14 protein-coding genes are annotated in these 16,587 nt (G+C 66.0%); 6 read left to right on the top strand and 8 right to left on the bottom strand.

The window, feature by feature from the left end; all coding sequences use genetic code 11:
• The first annotated feature begins 170 nt into the window (after positions 1-170).
• Positions 171-974, top strand: a complete 804-nt coding sequence (locus ACGF7Y_RS26545) for a HEAT repeat domain-containing protein (RefSeq protein WP_393237896.1) — start codon at positions 171-173, stop codon at positions 972-974.
• 106 nt (positions 975-1,080) lie between these two features.
• Here the strand turns inward: ACGF7Y_RS26545 and ACGF7Y_RS26540 are convergent, their stop codons facing one another.
• Together ACGF7Y_RS26540 and ACGF7Y_RS26535 are read right to left on the bottom strand one after the other, a co-directional pair.
• A complete protein-coding gene (locus ACGF7Y_RS26540; protein ID WP_393237893.1) occupies positions 1,081-1,518 on the bottom strand; it encodes a DoxX family protein in 438 nt (145 codons plus the stop codon).
• Positions 1,519-1,806: 288 nt separating this feature from the next.
• Entirely contained in the window at positions 1,807-3,060 is a 1,254-nt protein-coding gene (locus ACGF7Y_RS26535; protein ID WP_393237890.1) for a serine hydrolase domain-containing protein, read from the bottom strand.
• A gap of 372 nt (positions 3,061-3,432) precedes the next feature.
• Here ACGF7Y_RS26535 and ACGF7Y_RS26530 point away from each other — a divergent pair, with 372 nt between their 5' ends.
• Positions 3,433-4,914 carry a phospholipase D-like domain-containing protein gene (locus ACGF7Y_RS26530; RefSeq protein WP_393237887.1) on the top strand — a complete coding sequence of 494 codons (1,482 nt, stop codon included), beginning with the start codon at positions 3,433-3,435 and terminating at the stop codon, positions 4,912-4,914.
• A gap of 13 nt (positions 4,915-4,927) precedes the next feature.
• On the opposite strand, the gene ACGF7Y_RS26525 is transcribed toward ACGF7Y_RS26530, so the two are convergent.
• Positions 4,928-5,380, bottom strand: a complete 453-nt coding sequence (locus tag ACGF7Y_RS26525; protein ID WP_393237884.1) for a MarR family winged helix-turn-helix transcriptional regulator — start codon at positions 5,378-5,380, stop codon at positions 4,928-4,930.
• Between the two features lie 80 nt (positions 5,381-5,460).
• Between ACGF7Y_RS26525 and ACGF7Y_RS26520 the strand changes: the two genes are divergently transcribed.
• Positions 5,461-6,387: a zinc-binding alcohol dehydrogenase family protein gene (locus tag ACGF7Y_RS26520; RefSeq protein WP_393237881.1), complete on the top strand. Its 927-nt coding sequence runs from the start codon at positions 5,461-5,463 to the stop codon at positions 6,385-6,387.
• A gap of 236 nt (positions 6,388-6,623) precedes the next feature.
• Here the strand turns inward: ACGF7Y_RS26520 and ACGF7Y_RS26515 are convergent, their stop codons facing one another.
• The gene (locus tag ACGF7Y_RS26515; RefSeq protein ID WP_393237878.1) at positions 6,624-7,385 is read right to left on the bottom strand and encodes a dienelactone hydrolase family protein; all 762 of its coding nucleotides are present in this window, start codon (positions 7,383-7,385) and stop codon (positions 6,624-6,626) included.
• 1,212 nt (positions 7,386-8,597) lie between these two features.
• Positions 8,598-9,332, bottom strand: a complete 735-nt coding sequence (locus ACGF7Y_RS26510; protein WP_393237875.1) for a hypothetical protein — start codon at positions 9,330-9,332, stop codon at positions 8,598-8,600.
• A gap of 375 nt (positions 9,333-9,707) precedes the next feature.
• Here ACGF7Y_RS26510 and ACGF7Y_RS26505 point away from each other — a divergent pair, with 375 nt between their 5' ends.
• Together ACGF7Y_RS26505 and ACGF7Y_RS26500 are read left to right on the top strand one after the other, a co-directional pair.
• Positions 9,708-10,430, top strand: coding sequence for an ABC transporter ATP-binding protein (locus ACGF7Y_RS26505; RefSeq protein WP_393237872.1), 723 nt, complete (start codon positions 9,708-9,710; stop codon positions 10,428-10,430).
• A gap of 4 nt (positions 10,431-10,434) precedes the next feature.
• Positions 10,435-11,241: a hypothetical protein gene (locus ACGF7Y_RS26500; protein ID WP_393237869.1), complete on the top strand. Its 807-nt coding sequence runs from the start codon at positions 10,435-10,437 to the stop codon at positions 11,239-11,241.
• A 66-nt stretch (positions 11,242-11,307) separates the two neighbouring features.
• Here the strand turns inward: ACGF7Y_RS26500 and ACGF7Y_RS26495 are convergent, their stop codons facing one another.
• The 3 genes from ACGF7Y_RS26495 to ACGF7Y_RS26485 all read right to left on the bottom strand — a co-directional run bounded on the left by ACGF7Y_RS26495 (position 11,308) and on the right by ACGF7Y_RS26485 (position 15,567).
• The gene (locus tag ACGF7Y_RS26495; protein WP_393237866.1) at positions 11,308-13,317 is read right to left on the bottom strand and encodes a polyprenyl synthetase family protein; all 2,010 of its coding nucleotides are present in this window, start codon (positions 13,315-13,317) and stop codon (positions 11,308-11,310) included.
• 393 nt (positions 13,318-13,710) lie between these two features.
• Positions 13,711-15,039 carry a cytochrome P450 gene (locus ACGF7Y_RS26490; protein WP_393237863.1) on the bottom strand — a complete coding sequence of 443 codons (1,329 nt, stop codon included), beginning with the start codon at positions 15,037-15,039 and terminating at the stop codon, positions 13,711-13,713.
• 180 nt (positions 15,040-15,219) lie between these two features.
• Positions 15,220-15,567, bottom strand: a complete 348-nt coding sequence (locus ACGF7Y_RS26485) for a DoxX family protein (protein WP_393237860.1) — start codon at positions 15,565-15,567, stop codon at positions 15,220-15,222.
• A 170-nt stretch (positions 15,568-15,737) separates the two neighbouring features.
• Here ACGF7Y_RS26485 and ACGF7Y_RS26480 point away from each other — a divergent pair, with 170 nt between their 5' ends.
• Entirely contained in the window at positions 15,738-16,577 is an 840-nt protein-coding gene (locus tag ACGF7Y_RS26480; protein WP_393237857.1) for a MerR family transcriptional regulator, read from the top strand.
• Positions 16,578-16,587 lie beyond the last annotated feature (10 nt).

Here is a 16,587-nt window from a genome sequence, read left to right as displayed (position 1 = left end):
CCACCCCCCGGATCATGAGAAAGACAGGGGCAAGAAGTCATACCGAGCCTGGCGACCGTGGGCCCGATCGCGGTACCCACGAAAAAGGTAACGGGTGAGAAGCTCATCGTTCATCCGCTGACGCCCGAGACGTGGCGGGGGAACGGATCATCGCCAGGTACCGTTGGGCGGTGAACCCAGTTGATGCGCGAAGCCTCAAAGACGGCGATCTCGAGACTCGCGGAGCGAGTCTGCGGCGGCTGCTCGTGCGGGCTGCGGACGGGGACACATCCGCCAAGGAAGCACTGCGCGCGCTCGTCCGAGACTATCCCGACTACCACCGGTCGCTGTACAGCCGGGCGTTGAACCAGGCGGCGGTCTTCGGCGACGACACCCTGAAGGCGCCGCTGCTCGCGTCACTGGCCGACACTCGGTACAACTGCCAGGCATGGGCGGCGATGGGCTGCGCGGCGCTCGGCTTCCGCGATGCGGTTCCCGGCTTGATCGCGATGCTGGACCACTCACAGGAGATGGCTCGAGAGCAAGCGGTGATCGCTCTGGGCGCCCTCGGCGACGAATCGGTCGTCCCGGCGCTCACGCCCGTGCTGCGGGACCCGATCGGAGGAATGCGCGAACGGGCCGCCGAGGCCCTCGGCATGATCGGCGGTGATGCTGCCTTGGCCGCACTGTGGGACGAATTCGAGAACCGCCGGTACTTCCGCATCGGCTATATCGCCAGCGCGTTGGCCAAGTTTTCCCCGGACGTCATCCCGAGGCTGTGCGCGGCGGCCGACAGTGACGACCCGGACCAGCGATACTGGGCGGCTGTCGCGCTCGGTTCGACCGGCGATGATCGTGCCGTGCCGACGCTGGAACGACTGATGGCCCACGATCGGGGCTCCACAGTCTTCGACGGCATGGTGAGCGTCGCCGCGAAGAAAGGCCTCCGCACGCTACGACGAATCCAAGCCGCAATCGCAGCCCGCGAATCCTGAAAGGCCACCGGACCGATCGCCGCCAACCCGACGGGGATCGGTCCGAGAACGTACGACCGGCGATCGGTGGGTGTGCCACCGATCGCCGGTCGTACTCATGGATCTGTCATCGCGAGAGCGAGTTGCGCAGATCGGTGATGGTGGCGCGGCGCTCGTAGGCGATCCAGGCGAAGATCGCGGCGAGCACCAGTGGGAAGATGCCCATCAAGGGCTTGTCGGCGATGAAGGCCTGCGTCCCGGCGGCGAGCACGGTCAGAACGGACAGACCCGCGGCGGCCAGGGCACTGAGCCGTGGCACCATCAGGCCGATACCACCCGCTACCTCCGCAACTCCGATGAAGATGAGCAGCCCGAGGGGGATGGTGAGATTCTCGGGAGCGTTGTCCATCAGAGCGTTGGGCATAACGAGCTTCGGCCCGCCGGAGGCGATGATGAAGAACAGGCCGAGCAGGATCTGCAGGGTCCACAGGACGCGGTTGCGGATCTTGCCGGGACGACCGGTGACGTCGTCGGAGAACTCGGCGGTGGGGTTGGCGGTGGTCATCTCTGGTCCTTCTGGTCGGTCGCGCCGGGTTGGTAGCGCGTTCAACGGATAGGACGGAGCGCCGTCCGAGAATTCATCGCTGTCGGCGAAGATTTCCCGAACCGCTGCCGTACCGGCTCAGCGCCGGATTCCGTCGAGCTGCACCACCGGGAACGCCGCGCGCGGCCGGGCCGCGCTACGCGTCGTCTCCTTCGAACGCCGGAACGCCCACCCATGCACCTCGGGCCGCGGCTGTCCGGCGGGGCCGCCGGGCAGCGGCATGACCTCGAGCGCCTATACCGAGTGCCGCTAGCGAATTCCAGGTGTCGCCGGGTGGGGGCCGACACAGCCGAGGATGAAACAACCTGCCGGCCAATTCGCGAACGGTGCGGACATGGGCTTGCCCAAGCAGGACAGCGGGTTGCATCCCGGGTAGGCCATCGGGCCGATACCGAGTGCGGCGAGAGTCGCGTCCGGATTCGAGATCATCGGATCGGACAGCTGGACATCCGATTGCTGTTCGTACGGTGCCGCGGCGGGTATGCGGGGTTCCAGGAAGGCGGCGCCGACCGCACGCAGGACATCGTGCGGGAAGCTCAACGCGCTCCCCGGAACCGTCACACCGGTCCAACCGACCATCAATCCGAGGCTCGGCACGATGAAATTGTCCTGGCGCATCATTCCCGACATCTGCATCGCATCCGGCGGCAGACCAGGAAAGTAGTTCGCGCAGTCCGGCCCGTTCACCACGAACAGGAAGCCGTAGCACGGGTTCGTCGGCGTGGGACGGCCGGCCTGCGCGAGATAATCCGCCGAAATGATCCGGTGACCGCCCCACTGGCCGCGATTGGTGAGCAGCAGACCCAGCTTGGCGAAATCATCTGGCGGCAGCAGCAGATGCGCGTAACCGTAGGTGTTTCCACTGCGGTCCCGCCCCCAGAAGTAGTCGGTCGGCGGAATGCCCAACGGATCGAACAGCTTTCGTTGCGTGTATGCCTGGAAGTCCTCGTCGACCGCACGCTGGATGACGTACACGAGCAGATCGACGGCGCGCTGGCTGTAGCGCCACTCGATGCCTTGCTGTTGATCGATCGGCATCGCCAGCGCCTGCGCGACCACATTCGGGTCGATCTGCGCCAATCCGGTGATGCCCTCGGAGGCCACCGCCACCCGCATGCCGCTGGCTTCGATGAGCAGATTCCGCACGGTGATCGCGCGATGTGCGGCATCACCGAGCTCGGGCGGCAGATAGGCGCCGATCGGGTCATCGAGCCGCAGCCGCTGCTCGTCCACCGCGATCCCGGCCACCATCGAAACCACGCTCTTGGTGCTGCTCCAGAGATTCCACGGCACACCGGCGGCCCGCGCGTGGTTCGGGCCGGTCGCGATCAGGCAATTGTTCCGGAAGATCTGCAGCGTCATGCGTGTCGAATCCGCCGCGAGCGCCACCGCCCCACGCAGCGCCGCCGAATCGAGTCCGACTTCCTCCGGCGTCGCCGTTTCGGGTACCCGTCCACTGCTGACCGCGCAATGCTTCAGCCCGTCCGGCTCCGCATGCGCCATCACAGGTGCACCAATCCCGAGCATCGACGCGGCCACCGTAATGGCAGCCACCGCAATGCTTCTCATACCTCGACCCACGCAGGCCTCCGCTCTCGACGAACTCCACCTGGCTCATCGCGCCCACCTCACACCCGGTTACTTCCTCGGGTGCCCCTACTTGTGGGGGGCGGACCCGCACCGTCATCGCAGCTGCCTGCTCAGAGCGAGGTGGAGGTCCGTTGCGACAGCAGCTTCGAAACCGTGACGGCACGCCCAGCGCGCGTCCGCGGTTCCGAGCGAAGACCGCGACCGAAACGGTGCGCGACCACGCAGTACTGTGAATCGTTCACCTGCGGGGACGGGTGTCCGGCTGGACGAGAGAACTGATTACACATGAGCGACGAGCAACAAATCCTCACCCCCGGCGACACCTGCTGGCAGATCGCGCGGGCCGATCGGCTGGCATGCATTGTCGATGCGGCGGACTATTTCCGCCATGCCAAGTCCGCGATGTTGCAGGCTCGCAAGCGCATCGTCCTGATCGGCTGGGACTTCGATACCCGAATCAAGTTCGAACCGGGGGAGAAGACCCTCGAAGGGCCCGATCGGCTGGGTAAATTCCTGTCCTGGCTGCCGAAACAGCGACCAGATCTCGACATCTACCTGCTGAAATGGAATGTCGGCGCGTTCGCGGCGATCAGCCGCGGGATGACACCGATCTTCGTCGTCAATTGGATAACCGACCGGCGGTTGCACCTCGAAATGGATGGCGCGCACCCGATCGGTTCGGCACACCATCAGAAGATCGTGGTGATCGACGACACGCTCGCGTTCTGCGGCGGTATCGACATGACCGTCGATCGCTGGGACACCAGCGACCATCGGGACGACAACCACTACCGGACCGAGCCCAACGGCCGCCGGTACGGACCATGGCACGACGCGACCACCGCCGTCGACGGCGATGCGGCGAAGGCGATCGGCGAATTGGCCCGAGCCCGGTGGAAGGCGGCGACGGGACAGCAATTGGCCCCGGTCGACGAGTTCGCCGGTGACACGCCGTGGCCGGAGGGGCTGGAGCCGACGATGCGGTCGGTGGATGTGGGTATCGCGCGGACCTTCCCCGAGCTCGCCGACCGCGCCGAAGTCCGGGAGGTCGAGGCGTTGTATCTGGCGGCGATCGCGAGCGCCAAGAGGTCGCTGTACATCGAGAGTCAGTACCTGGCCTCGCGCACTCTCGCCGAGGCGATCGCCGCTCGGCTGCGTGAGCCGAACGGTCCGGAGATCGTTCTGGTGCTGCCGCGGCACGCCGACGGCTGGCTCGAACAACAGGCGATGGATGGGGCGCGTCGCCGCCTACTGCAGCTGTTGTGGGAGGCCGATACCGAGAACCGGTTCGGCGTCTACTACCCCGTCACCGAGGCCGGCGCGCCGATCTACGTCCACGCGAAGGTATTGGTGATGGACGATCGGCTGCTGCGGGTGGGATCGTCGAACCTCAACAACCGTTCGATGGGCTTCGACACCGAATGCGATCTGGCCGTCGAGGTCACCCCCGCCACCGCGGACGGTGACCTGCTGCGGGAAACCATCCTCGATATCCGCCGCCAGCTGATCTGCGAACATCTCGATGCCGAACCCGCGAAGTTCGACGCCACACTCGCCGAGACGTCGTCGCTTCTGCGCACCGTCGAGAGGTTGCGCGGCAACGGCCGGACCCTGGTGCGGTTCGAGCCGGGGACCGTCGAGGACGAGGACAGCCCGCTCGCGGAGAACGAACTGATGGATCCCGAACGCACGCCACCGAGCCTGCGCGACAACCCGTTGCTGATCCGGGGTATCCGCAGGTTGAAGACAGCGGTGGCGGTGCGCTGATCTACGGGTGGACTCACAGGGCGTTCGTCGGCCCTTCTTTCCCGCGGTCCTCTGGCGGTGTACCGGAAAGGGAGGCGAGCAGCTGCGTGAGTGCGTGGCGATCGTCGGCACAGAGCCGGTCGGTGTAGGGAGCCAGGGCCGCGCGGATCTCTTCTTGCAGCCGTCCGGCGAGTTCGCTGCCCGTCGGCGTGATGAACACATCGACCACCCTGCGATCCTCCGGCGATTTGCCTCGTGCCACGAGACCTCGGCGCTCGGCCCGCTCGACGAGCCCGGACATCGTGGACTTGTCCAGCCCGAGGAATGCCGCCAGATCGGTCATCCGGGGTCGGCGGTCACGCAGAAAGCCGAGTAGCCGCAACTGCGTGAGGGACAGGTCGTGCTCCGAACCGATGCGGGTGAGTACGGCCATCACCCGGAAGGACGTCCGAACGAGGGCATCCTCGAGCGCATCGTCAGGTCTCATACCGTAATCGTACTTGACATAGTTTGTATTACCAACCAAACTCGGATTAGTTGGTAATACAAACAAACCGAGGAGTTGCCATGCACGCCGCCGTTGTCACCAGCTTCGACGCCCCACCCCGGTACAGCGAGTACCCCGCCCCGGTCGTCGAGGGGGAGAACGAGATGGTCGTGGACGTTCTAGCGGCCGGTTTGCACCACCTGGTCAGGGCTCGGGCGAACGGCACGCACTACAGCAGCACCGGCAGGCTCCCGTTCGTTCCCGGCGTCGACGGCGTCGTGCGCGACCGGCACGGAAACCTCAGGTACACGGTGCTGGACGACAGCGACCTGGGGATGTTCGCCGAACAGACGGTGATCGATCCCCGTCGCAGCGTGGTACTACCGGGCGACGTCGACCCGGTGCGCATCGCCGCCGCGATGAACCCGGCGATGTCGTCGTGGGTCGCCTTGCGCCGCCGCATCGCGTTCCACAAGGGGCAGCGCGTCCTCGTCCTGGGTGCGACCGGCAGCGCTGGACGCATGGCGGTGCAGATAGCGAAGCAATTCGGTGCCGCCCACGTGATCGCCGCCGGACGCAATGCTTCCCGGCTCGCCGCGCTGCACGACCTCGGCGCGGACGAGACGGTGACGTTCGAGCAGACCGACCGCGCCGCCGACGTCGACGTCGTCCTCGACTACGTGTGGGGAGAACCTTCCGCCCGTGCGATGACCGCGATGATCACCGCACGCCGCGACCGCTCCGCCCCGCTGGACTGGATTCAGATCGGATCCGTCGCCGGCCAGACGAGTCCCCTCCACTCCGCGCTGCTGCGCGCATCCCGGCTACAGATCTGCGGCAGCGGGATCGGCTCGGTCTCCTCCCGCGACATCCTCGCGGAGCTTCCGGAACTCGCCGTCGCGGTGCACACCGGCGAGATCGACGTGCAGGCACGTCCCTTGCCCCTCGCTCAGATCGCCGAGACGTGGAGCGCGGAGACGGAGGACCGCATCGTCTACGTCCCTTGATGTGCTCGTTGCCTCCGGAAGCCACGGATGTGCGGGTTCTGGCCGGGCTCGCATGGCGGCGTAGTCGGGCGTAGAGGTGTGTGACCGGCCGGCAGCCGGCGCTGACACGGTGATGCCTCGGGAAGTTGGTCCCGAGGCATCACGCGGTCTCCGCTGTCAGCGCTTTCGACCAACCACATGTCCCAGTGGACAGCGATTGCCGCAAGGCGTGCATGGTCGGCTCCGTATCCGGGGTGCTACTGGCGCAGATTGCGGTCGAACAGGGCCAGTAGTTCGCGGTAGTGCCTTTCGGCAGCTTCGAGGTCGTGGGCGGAGGTGTCGGCCTGGGTGTAGCCGTGTTGGGCCCCTTCGTAGACCTCGGTGCGGTAGCGGACGCCAGCGGCGGCGAGTGCCTTGTCGAACCGGCCGATGTGCTCGGGAGTCATGTGGTCATCCTCGCCGGCGTGAGCGAAATACAGCTCCGCGGTGATATTTCCGACGACAAGGTGCGGACTGTCCGAGGTATCGGTGACGAGCGGGCCGCCATGGAATCCGGCCACCGCCGCAACCCGATCGGGGAACATGGCAGCGACCAACACCGCCAGCCGCGCCCCCATGCAGTAGCCGGTGACGCCGACCTTCCCCTCGGAGACATGCGGCGAGGCTGCCAGCCACTCGAGGTAAGCGCCGGCATCGGAACGCAGAAGCTCCGGTGTCAACTCGCGGATCATCGGGAAGACCTGCTGGAAGATCTCCGGCCGCTCCGCCGGGTCGATCAAATCCGGCAATTCGATTACCGGTGCCGGCCCGTGCCGGTAATAGGCGTTCGGAAGCAGGACGGTGTAGCCGTGGGCGGCAATACGATCAGCCAGCGTCCGCAGGCTGGGCCGCAGTCCGAAACCGTCCTGAATCACCAGTACTCCCGGATGGGCGGCACCATCGGCGGGGCAAGCGACATATGCGTCGGCGACACCATCGGGTGTCTGCACCTCGACCGGCGTTCCATGCGTTGCAGTCATCGTTGAATCCTTCTGTCGTGGTTGATGTCTTGTGATCAACACGACGAAGGCGGAGCCCGCGCGATACCGCGGAAGCCTCGATCGACAAGCCGGCTGACACCGGCCCGCGCGGCGTTCAGAACAGCGCCGGGCAACCAATCCGTGTGTGGCGCATCGCCGTCCCGGTAGTCATCGCCTCACACCGTAGCCCACCGGACAGGACATATGTCAACTCTGAGGTCGTCATCGCCACTCGGTGACCTCGCCGCCTGAGTTCGGCACCACCAGGGGCGCGGTGAATCTTCGAAGGAGACAGGTCGGTGTGTGTCCCGCCGCGCAGCACGATTCTCATCGGCTGCTCATAGTCGTGGTCGGTGTCAGCGGACCGGTGGCGGATCGACGAGCTGTTCCCGCGCAAGTTGGCGCGATGCGCGTGGATTCCCGACGGGTAAGTGTGGGTGCTGGGTACGTCGACTGCCTCGCGGTGAGTCAGCGTGGCCCAGCCGGTCCGTCCACCCATGGAGAATCGGGATCCCCGCCGGGCTCACCTTCGGTGCCGGATCCCTCGCCGCCACTTTTCTCGATTCGCCGAGGTTTGACCATGCGCCGGATGCCTGCGGCCGGAGCATCGTCACCAGCTCGTTTCCGCCGCAGCGCGTCTAGATCGACGACATTCCCCTCAGGCTCGGCGCTGCCCGGATCATGCACGGGGGCGGGGTGCCGCGTCGCGCCTGGGTCGACCGGCCACCACCCTGTCTCCCGCTGCAGTTCCGATCGCAGTACGGGCTTGGTCGGTGCGGGATCATAGACGGAGCCACCTTCCGAGCGCCAAGTCTTCTGGAGACGCTCGCCGGCCTCTTGCGCCACGCGCCGCGGGCGACGCGGTAGCCGGGTGACGTTCGACGTGCCGTCTCCGGAGGTCTCCACAGCCCTGCTTCCTTCCGACTTCCTGCGCAACTGTTCCAGCTCGTCGAACCTCTTCCCGCCGGGCCCTGTCGAGGATTCCCGTCCCGGCACTTCTCGCTCCGACATCGAACTAGCAGCCGACGAGTGCCACTGCACCCGTCGGCGCCATGACCGCTGGTAGGCCGTGCTGATGTTTCCACTTATTGCTGATCGCGTCGCTCACGTCCATATTCTCCCTCAATAGGAAACCACTGAGGGTTCTCGGGCACGCCGGGTGGCCCTGGCTCGCGGAGGGAGGAGTGCGGGCTCCCGCAGGGGCCGTCCGGCTCAGCTTCGGGTGCCGAGCGTGCCGGTCCAGGTGGCCGTGTCGAGACCGGCCCGCGCGGCCAGGGCGAACATGGCGGTGAGGTCGTTGTCGGTGCGTGGTCGGGGAGCGTCCTCGGGGTAGTGCTGTGCCTTCAACCGCACCATCGTCTCGGCGAAGGATCGAAGCACGGTCTCGGTGACAGCGCCACGCTCGGCGTCGTCGAGCAGTTGATCACACAACTCCGGCATACCGGTGTCGGTGTGGTCGAACTCCAGCCGTTCGGCGATCTCGCCGACGGCGCCGGCCCGTGTCGTCAGAGCCGAGATCCCACAGTCGAGCCCGTCGTCGGCCAGATCGTCGGGGTAGGGGGCCCGGTTCCAGGCCCCCTCGTCGAACCAGTAGATACAGCCGACCATGTAGTCATCGATCAGGTCCTGCAGGTAGAGCCGAGGTAACCATTCCGGTGCTCCGGCCAGCAGGTCGATGGCGGGCTCGTACCCCTTGACTCGGCTCGATTCGTCCTCTCCGACGAGCACGGCACGGCCGTCGCCGAACCACTTCAGCACCCACCAGGTACAACCGCAGTCGTCCCAGTGCAGGCCGTCATCGTCGATCCAGTATCCCGAACGATGCTGCTGCGGCTCGCGCTCTTCGTCGCGATCGTAGGTAGCGACCGCTACGGCGGCCCACCGCGCCCACAGCAGCCGCGCATCCGGCAGATCCTCAGGACGCCCGGGCCGGTGTAGCTTCGCCAATATCGTTCTCCTGGTTCGTGTTCGATGTCGGCTTCGACGCCGGGATGAGGCACATCACAACGATCGGCGGCTACACCTCACGGCCGGAGCGCTCATCGGGAAGCTCCCCGACGGTACCGCAAGGGGGCTGCTCGACCTGCGTCGGCGCTGCGGCGTTCCGACCCTGACCACTCCTGGGGCGAACTCGGCGCGCCTCCAGTGCGCGCTCGCCGCGGCGGACATCGGCTGCCGGCCCGCGTGCGTGCTCAGGTCGGGCTGATCGGCAGGCCGGGGCAGAGTTCGAGACTCAGGAACAGCCGCGTCATCACGCACCCTCGATGGAGAGGCCATCTCGCGCTCGTCGACACTACCGCACACCGAATCGGAGTATCTTCCGTGCCGGAGGTGCCGATGTCACGCAATCGGCTTTCCGGCACGGGATTTCGTGGTCGATTGATAATATTCGAGCCGCTGTCGGGTCACTGGATCGGCGGCGGGAAGGGGGCGTTGATGGAGGTGGAGGACGTCCACCACTCATACGGCAGACGGTCGGTGCTGCGTGGCATCGACCTCGTTTTGCCTACGGGGATGCTGGTGGGCATCGTCGGTGAGAACGGGGCGGGTAAGTCGACACTGTTGAAGGTCTTGTCCGGAGAGTTGCGACCGGACCGGGGGACGGTCCGGCACCGTGGAAGGTTCGGTTACTGCCCTCAGCAGGTGATCCTGAACGACGCCTTGACGGTGCGTCAGCACCTGAACTTCTTCGCCGCGGCCTATGCGATCCCGGACCTGCGCCGCGCCGAGGAGACCATGGAGATCTTGCGTTTCTCCGAGTATGCCGGTGAGCGGGTCGGGACGCTCAGCGGCGGCACGCGGCAAAAGCTCAACCTGACGCTGGCGGTGATGCACGATCCGCAGGTTTTGCTGTTGGATGAGCCGTATCAGGGTTTCGATTGGGAGACGTATCTGCGTTTCTGGGATCTGGTCGCGGAATTCCGTGACGCCCGCCGGTCGGTCCTGGTCATCTCGCATCTGGCTCACGACATCGACAAGTTGGATCAGGTGTGGCGGTTGCGCGACGGCGTCTTGCGAGGCGGACAGGAGCAGGCCGATGAGTGATAGTTTGCGACTGTTCGTGATCGCGACGCGCTACGACCTCATCCAGCATGCTCGCAACCGGTTCGCCATGCTGTTGGTGGCCGTCTTCCTTCCCATATTGATCACTCTGGTTTGCGTCGCCGTCACCGACCTCGAGGTGCCGTTCCGGCTTCGAGACACCGGTTTGGTTCTGCGCGCCAACGGTAATGAGCTCGCTCAGGTCAGCGGCGCCCTGATGGCGGTCTCGCTGATCATCGGGTTCATGATGTTCGCGGCCACTTTCAGCAGCGGCGCATTCGACCGGCGTCTGACGATGGCCGGGTATCCCAGGGTCGCTTTGGGTTCGGCGAAGATCGCCTGTCTGGTGGTGGCCTCGCTGGTGGTCTGCGTGTACGCCACGGCGGTCATCTGCTGCTACTGGTCGCCGCGGCAGCCTGCCCTGCTCGCCGCGGCGCTTTTCGGCGCGGCGATGACCTACGGGGCGTTGGGTGTGGCCCTCGGCGCTCTGCTGCGCCGCGAGGTGGAGGGGATGTTCGCCATCGCGATGATCAGCTGCTTCGACATGGCCGTACAGAACCCGATCGCCAGTGCCGGGGCGGACAGCGAATTCGTGCGCTGGCTGCCCTCCTATGGGGCAATGCAGGCCTCGACGACGGCTGGTTTCTCCGACGCCACGCCACTGACGGGATTCGCCGTACAACTGGCCTGGTTCATTGCGAGCGCCCTCGTCGGTCTGATCGCTTTCCATCGGCGCACCCGCTCCTCTCTTCGACCTACGATGTGGACGCGCATCCCCCGCCCGATGTGGTCCGGCGAGCCGGCGAAGCACTGACGAGGCATCCCGCACGACCAGACGGTGGAGGCGCGGGACATGACCCCGCTCATGCCGGCTGCGGGCTCACGACGCCGTAGGAGCCGGTTCGGCGGCCGGGAGGTAGACCTCACGGCGCAAGCGTTCGAGATCCGGCGCTGCGGTAACGGAGGTTTGCGTGTACCGATCGCTCTCACGCCCCCAGAGCCCGACGCTCGTGATGTTCACATACATCTCCGCGTAGTCCTTCCCCTCACCCGCCAGGCCGGGAAGGACGCGCAGGAGCGCGGGGACGTAGTGGATCACCGCCTCGAGCTGGGCGCGTTGATCCGCCACTTGGCGCCGCACCTGGTCCACGGCTTCGCTGCGAGTGCACCCGGTTTCGTGATGGACTGCCCGCACCAGGTTGTAGGGAACTCGGTCTGCCTCGTCCTGATCCAGTCCCACCAGGTCGTTCTCCACGAAGGTGACCCAGAAGGCGAGTTCCTCGAGACGGCGGATCACGGGGTGTTCCCGCAGCGTCGATGGCAGTTCCCGGTCGTGGTACACCTCCATGCAGGCGATGGCGGTTTCGATCCCACTGGTCGACATCCGCATCGGCAGGTAGTCGGCCGTGGAAGGGATGTAGCCACTGATGCGATGGTGCGCTTCGCGTTCGGCGGCTTCGAACCACTGCTCGATACCGTCGAGGAAACGCTTCTGCCACCGGATGGTCCGGCCCTCGCGCAGGCGCGGCCATATGCTCGCCCAAGCCGTCGGAATCGCGCCGGGCCGCCACGGTTTCTCCGGGTCCTGGCGCAGCGTTGCCACCATGCCACGTCGCAACGCGGTCACGGCTTCCGGGTCCTTCAGCTGCGGATCCTCGAAAAGGTCATCCCAGGCGAGGACCAGCACGGCCATCGCGTAGGCGGTCTGTTCACGGACCGCATTCGCCGCTGGGGCCAATGTGTGCGTAGGGATATGGATCGCCCCTGTCCACCGGTGGTAGTCCGCCTCGGCGGAGGAGACGGCAAGGCCGGTGTCCAGCAGCCAGTTCCGCAACCATCGCGCGAGATGCGGCGGAAGTCCATCGCCGTGAGTTCGAGGTGGCTGCGTCGACCGCCGGGGGACCGAGGGACCAGAAGCTCGCCGGTCGAGGATGGACCGGGCGTAGTCGGTGAGCGCGCGGCGAGCGCGCGGGTCAACGGGCAGAGTGGCGAGCTGACCGGCGGCCCGGTCCATGAACTCGTCGGCCACCGCCTGTGCTTCGTCCACGGCGCCGCAGGCGATGACGAGCTCGCGGGCACGCGCAGCTTGCTCGAGCGTCATTCTGCTCTGCAACAGGGGAGCAAGGCTTCGGTCGCGGGCGGCCGCGCGGATCACGGGCAGTGTGTAAATGCCCGCGGCCAGGTCCGCGTTGACGGGCTTGCCCATTTCTTCGGCGGTGGAGGTCAGATCGAGGATGTCGTCATACAGCTGGTAGGCCAGCCCGAAGTACCGGCCGAACTGAGCCGACGCCTCCTGCTGATCGTCAGGGCGGCCGGTCTGCATCGCGCCCACCCGGCATGCCAGCGAGAGCACCGCCGCCGTCTTGCCGTCGATCGCGTCCAGGTAGGACTGCTCGCTGCGGGAGGCCACGTGAAGGTCGGCGGCCTCGATCACCATGCCCGCGCACATCTGCTCACCTGCGATTGCCCCCGACAGGACCTCGCGCCGACCGAGTTCGGCCAGCATGCGCACACTTGTGAGCATCACGGAGTCCCCACCCAGCACAGCCATATGCGAACCCCACACCACATTGGCACTGGGACGGCCTCGTCGCTCGTATGCGTGATCGATGACGTCGTCGTGGTAGAGCGAGCCCAGATGCAGCAACTCGACGGCAGCGGCGGCGCGCACCACCCGGTCGTCGGCCGGGATCGCGGGATCGGTGAGCAGGTAGTACGACAATAGGGTCAATGTGGGGCGGACCAGGCGGCGAGAGGTGTCCGGCCCGTCGTCTGTGAGTGCGGCCAGTTCAGGCCTACCCTCCAGCCGAACGGGTCCGAGAACCTCACGGACACGGTCCAAGTCCGCGTCCAGATGGGGGAAGACAGCCGAATCTATTTCACGTGGCACGCGTGCACTCCTGACTGGTCGCATCGGTCATCCAGAACACCGCCGATCAATGGCAATTCGACACCAGTCGCAACGGAAGATGTTGGGATCGGCCAAAATTGACGCGTGCTCCGTAGTTGCGGTGCGGCTCGGCCGGACATCGGCAGTGTGCGCCACGCATCGAACGTGGCGGCGAACGTGTGTCAGCCCTTCGCGTCGGAGAGGCTTGCGCGAGTTCACGAATGTCGGTGTCCTGACGCACCATCGACTGCCTCGGTGCGCACGATCGCCTCGATGCCGCCAACGCCGCGGCGGACCGCGCCGCTTTATGGCCGGAGCTCACCGGCACCTGCCCGAATCCACTTGATCGAAGACTCCGTCGACGGCGAAAGGTTCGCCGCGGTGCGGCTCTGATCAGCGGGGATGCAGGGTAATCCTGGCGTTGTCGGCGGGGCTGAGGCCGGTGTGATAGCGACGTGGGGGTTCGACGGGACCGGTGGCCGCGCCGATGCGACGATGCTCGAGGATGGTGCGGAAGAGGATGCGCGCTTCCGTCAAGGCGAATTGGGCGCCCAGACAGCGATGCGCGCCGGCGCCGAAGGTCAGCCAGGTGCGGCCGTTCGGTGGCTCGTCGAGGAAGCGTTCAGGGCGGAAGACCATCGGGTCCGAATAGTGCCGTGGTGATTCGTGAATGAGGAGAATCGGGACTATGACGATGGCTCCCTTGGGTACGTGTACGCCGTTGATCACGGTGTCGCGCAGCGCGCGCCGCCCGGTGAACGGAGACACCGGGCGGATTCGCATCGTTTCGGCGACCACGGCGTCGAGGTATGTGTCGAGCCGGGCGCAGTCGCCTGCGTCGACCGCCGCGTCGAGCTCGGCCATGGCCGCCGGGTGGGCGGCCAGCATGGCGGCGATCCAGCCGAGCGTGATCGCGGTGGTCTCGTAGGCGCCCAGCAGGATGCCACGCATATTGCGGGCCAACGCGGCGTCGTCGTGCTGATCCAGTTCGGTGCCGACATAACGCGACAGCACATCTTTCCGGCCGTCCCTGTCACCGGGCGTGGACCGGCGCGCGGCGATTTCCTCGATGATGAGGGCGTCGACCTCGGACTGGCGGCGGCTGAGCGGCGGGTAGGGCAACGTGTAGCCACCGACCAGCGGAGTGAGCAAGGTGACGGCGAGAAAACCGCGACTTTCGATCTCCCCGAACCACCGGATGATCGCCTGTTTCAGCCGGTCCCTGCGGGGCGGAGCCACGTCGCCGAAGACGACGCCGAGCAGCACCCCGATGGCCAAGTCGTAACCGACCTTCAGAAACTCGAACGGTTCACCAACCGGCCAGGTCGGCAGTTCGCGCTGAACCACCTCCACCATGAGATCCTCGTAGGACCGGAGTGCCTTGCTCTGGAACGGCGGCGCGAACAGTTGGCGTTCGCGACGATGGTCGTCACCGTCGAGGAAGATCAACGTCTGCTTGCCGAACATCATGTCGTGGCTGGAGAAGCGGCTCAGCACCTGCCCGACCGAGAAGTCGTCGTGGTTGGCGAACAGTCCTCGCACATCGTCCATGTCGTACGTGACCAGCATGGTCGGAAATCCCGGCGGCGAGACTACGAACCGTTCGCCGAATTCCAGCAAGGGGGATCGGTGCGTACCGGGGCGCATCAGTCCACCGATTTGCGCGATGTGGCGGGTGCGTAGCCGAGGGAGTTCACGCAGAGATATCGGGGCATGCGACATGTAGCCATCCTTAACCCGTTGCTCGGCGACTGGCAAACATGAAATCCCCGCAGTGGCAATAGATGCCGCTGACGCGCCACCGCTCGGCCACAGGTGAAGTCGTCGACGTGCCGGTGGCGATCTTGTGCTCGAGTGTTCAGTGCAGCACCGTGTCGCTGCTCTCCGCGCGTCGGCCCCTTCCTACGCTGCGAAGCCCAGACCGACCGCGACCGCGACCGGAATCAGGTAGAGCATCGGAAACGCCACGGTCTTGTACGAGCGGGCCCGCAGCACGACGATCACCGCGCCCGCGAAGTACAAGATCAGGCCGATGGCCGCGGCGACTCCGATCGCGGGAACGAAGAGGCCGGCGATCAGCCCGAGCGCTCCAGCGGCCTTGGCCGATCCCAGTGGCGTCCACCACGATTGCGGCACGCCGTATTCCACCAGCGGGTCCACGACGAACGCGGCCCGGCGCAGCAGCGAGACCGCCGAGAAGCCGACCCAGGCGGCAGCGACGATATTGACGACGATGTATGCAGTGTTCATGGGAATCTTCTCGGTTTCTCTTTGGTAAGTCCTGGTCCGGATGGGTTCGCCTCGATGACGACGCAGCGCGCCCGGGTGTGACATCCGACGCGCTCGTCGATGATTTCGCCGGTTCGCCCGCCGCCGCGGCGGTTGACTCTGACATCGTGTGAGGCTGCAGACTCACTGGCGTGACCGACACCTCGAAGCTGATGTCCATCGGCCGCTTTTCCTCGTTGAGCAGGATCAGCGTGCGGATGCTGCGGCACTACGACTCCAGCGGTGTGCTGACTCCCGCCGTGGTCGATGCCAGCGGATATCGCCGGTATTCGCCGGAGCAGCTGGGTGATGCCGCCCGGATTCGGCAGCTGCGTGACGTCGGGTTCGGCGTATCCGCCATCGGAGCCCTGCTCGCCGTGTTCGGCACTCCCGCGTATGCCGATGCGCTGCGATTGCAGCGCCGGACACTCGTGGACGAGGCCGCCTCGGCCAGGCATCGGCTGGCCCTCATCGAGCGCATGCTCGACCGGAACGAACTGGAGAACACCTTGTCCGACATCGAGGTTCAATTGATCGACATCCCCGCGCAGACGCTGGTGACGCTGCGCGGGACAGTGGAAAACTATGCCGCCGAGGGGGAACTGTGGGAGCGATTCATGCCCGAGCTCCAACGGCAGAACATCGCGATCACCGGTGCGGGCGGCTGTATCGAACACGACGGGGAATTCCGGGAGACCGATGTCGACGAATCGGTTTTCGTGGAGACCGCCGCAGGTGTCGAAGCCCGAGGCCCGCTCGTGGCGCTGCACTTCCCGGTTCGCCGCGCGGTGTGCGCGACCGTGACCGGCCCGTTCGCCGAGATGATCCCGCAAGCACACGATCGAATCGCGGCCTTCATCAATGACAACGGTCTGCGAATCGCTCGTACCGACGACGACGTCTCGACCCACCACTTCAACGTCTATCGCAACGACCCCAACCAGGTGCCCGAGTCGGAGGCGATGATCTCGGTGACCGTCCCGGTCCTGTGAGCACATCCTC

It is taken from the genome of Nocardia sp. NPDC047654 (genome assembly GCF_043205035.1).
In the GTDB taxonomy this organism is placed as follows: domain Bacteria; phylum Actinomycetota; class Actinomycetes; order Mycobacteriales; family Mycobacteriaceae; genus Nocardia.
Note: the sequence above shows the minus strand (reverse complement) of the source record. Positions and strands in the feature narration are given on the sequence as shown.